Annotated in this window: 2 protein-coding genes; both read left to right on the top strand. The window is 35.9% G+C overall.

Features of this window, described 5'->3' with window-relative positions:
* Positions 1–113: 113 nt before the first annotated feature.
* Complete coding sequence (istB, locus tag ASJ81_RS11220) at positions 114–887, top strand: IS21-like element helper ATPase IstB (RefSeq protein ID WP_095643032.1); 774 nt, start codon at positions 114–116, stop codon at positions 885–887.
* A gap of 456 nt (positions 888–1,343) precedes the next feature.
* The coding region (locus tag ASJ81_RS11215) for an IS1634 family transposase (RefSeq protein ID WP_095644522.1) at positions 1,344–2,417 on the top strand (1,074 nt) is incomplete at its 3' end.

The following is a 2,417-nucleotide window of genomic DNA, read 5'->3' as shown; positions in this document are numbered from 1 at the left end:
AAAGAGAATTCAAAATACAGGAAGGATTCACAGATTCCATTGAAGTTCTCAGGTCCTGAAGTTGAAAAGAGGTCTCTTGATGTCTATGAAACATTTAGTGAAGGTGGTTTTGAATGAACAACTTCAGCTATGAAAGACTTCACACTAATCTGCAGTACTTGAAACTGAATACTATTGAAGAGCTTCTTGATAACTATCTTGAAATTGCTGCAAGGGACAGCAAGACAACAATGGAAGTCCTTGATTATCTGTTTGAACAGGAAAAGAAACACAGGGAAGCTGTTGCAGTTGAGAGAAGGATGAAAAGTGCAGTTTTTCCTGTTAAAAAGATGCTTGAAGAATTCGATTTTGAGTTTCAGTCATCTATTGATAAAAAAGTCATAGAAGACCTTGCAACGTTGAGATTTGTTCATAATGCAGAGAATATTGTTTTGCTCGGTCCTCCTGGAGTTGGAAAGTCTCATCTTGCAATTGCTCTTGGGATTGAAGCAGCAAAAGCAGGAATTTCGGTTTACTTTACCAATACAGGAAACCTTATTGATAGGTTGAAAATAGCAGATAGAGAAGGAATACTTGAAAAGAAGATCAGGGACTTGATGAAATTTAAAGTGTTGATAATTGATGAAATTGGATATCTCCCGTTTGATGAGGAAGGAGCTCACTGCCTATTTCAGCTAATCTCCAGACGTTATGAAAAGAGTTCAGTGATCTTGACATCGAATAAGTCATATGGAGAATGGGGAGAGATATTCAAGGACCATGTTATAGCGGCTGCTGTACTTGACAGGCTTCTCCATCATTGTACGACAATTAACATCAAAGGAGAAAGTTACAGGCTGAAAGAGAGAAAGAAACAGGGAATAAAAACAGGAAATCTGTACCAGTGATTTTGAGTGAATTCATGAAAAATTGAGTAAACTTTATATCAAAAGGTGAGGAATTTTAAACCGACCAATGTGGGGAAAATTAAATCGGCGTTGACAATTCTTTACTTTCTTCAATAATCAGTAGTTCTTATTAACTGAAATTCCGAATATCAGTACTAAAAAGCATTCAATATTTAGGCATTGTTGTGAATTTGTTGCAAATTCCCTTTAAATATAATGTACGAATTTTTATTGTAAAACCTGTATATGATAATTTTTGCTCTAGAACAAAAATGAATATTTCCATACGTTTTTGGGGTCAATATTTGGTCGTTTATGGGAACCTGCAGGAAATTTAACGACGTGAAGTATATTATACTGATAAGGAACAAAATTTATATGGACTATCATCCTAGATTCGGCAGGTAAACATATAAGTTAATATAATTATTCTCACATCTTTTTTCTTGATTTTCCATGGCAGACAAAAACAACAGTCGACTAGTCGAATCCTCAATAAAACGTACAAGATTTTTAGGTCACCTTGGTCTCATTGCTGGAGTTTTCCGAGAACTTGAAGTTGACAAACTGATCGATGAGAAACTCCCAAAGGAAAGGGATCACAAGATTCCTCTCTCAGTCTGCATCCTTGCCATGGTACTCAATGGTCTTGGTTTCATAGGTCAACGTCTATACCTTTTTCCTGACTTTTTCAGGAATATTTCTATAGAAAGACTTTTTGGAGAAGGTGTAACACGAGAAGATCTGAATCAATATGCTATCGGAGAAACTCTTGACAGAATCGTAAAGTATGGTCCTACAAAACTGTTTACGGAAATTGTTCTTCACATTATGAATCGTCTACCTATTCCTGTCCATTGTTTACACGCTGACACTACAAGTGTCAGCGTTTATGGTGATTATCAAGACGAAGAAACGGAGTCTATTGATATCACTTTTGGAATTCCCAAAAACGGAAGATGGGATCTCAAACAATTTGTGCTAAGTTTGATTGTAAATCAGCATGGAATACCCCTTTTTATGAACACTCATTCAGGGAATGCTTCCGACAAAAGCACAATTCTGGAAGCAATAAAGTCTCTCAAATCAGCTTTAAGTCCTGAAAGCAAAGTGTACTATGTCGCTGATAGTTCCTTTTACACTGACAATAATATCAATAATATAGGAAAGTCATTCTGGATCAGTCGTGTTCCTGCAACAATTAATGAGGCAAAGGAACTGCTAACTGCAAATCTAAACCTGAAGCCACTGAAAAGCGATGAAAGATACTCATTTTATCAAACCTTTGTTGATTATGGGGGAGTCAAGCAAAAGTGGGTTTTGTTGCTTTCTCATAAAATGAAAGAAAAGAAAGAGATAACTCTCAGAAAGAAGCTTCAAAATGAACTTGAAAAAGCAGAAAAGTCGATTAAAAAACTGGTAGGAGAGGACTTCTTCTGTGAAGAAGATGCATTAAAAGCAGCAGAAAAATGGACTGCAGATTTCCCTTCTATTGTGTTTGAAAAAGTAGATTTGAAAACCGTTAAAAAA

This window comes from Methanosarcina spelaei, assembly GCF_002287235.1.
In the GTDB taxonomy this organism is placed as follows: Archaea; Halobacteriota; Methanosarcinia; order Methanosarcinales; family Methanosarcinaceae; genus Methanosarcina; species Methanosarcina spelaei.
The sequence above is the reverse complement of the archived record's forward strand: the minus strand, read 5'-3'. Positions and strand labels throughout refer to the sequence as shown.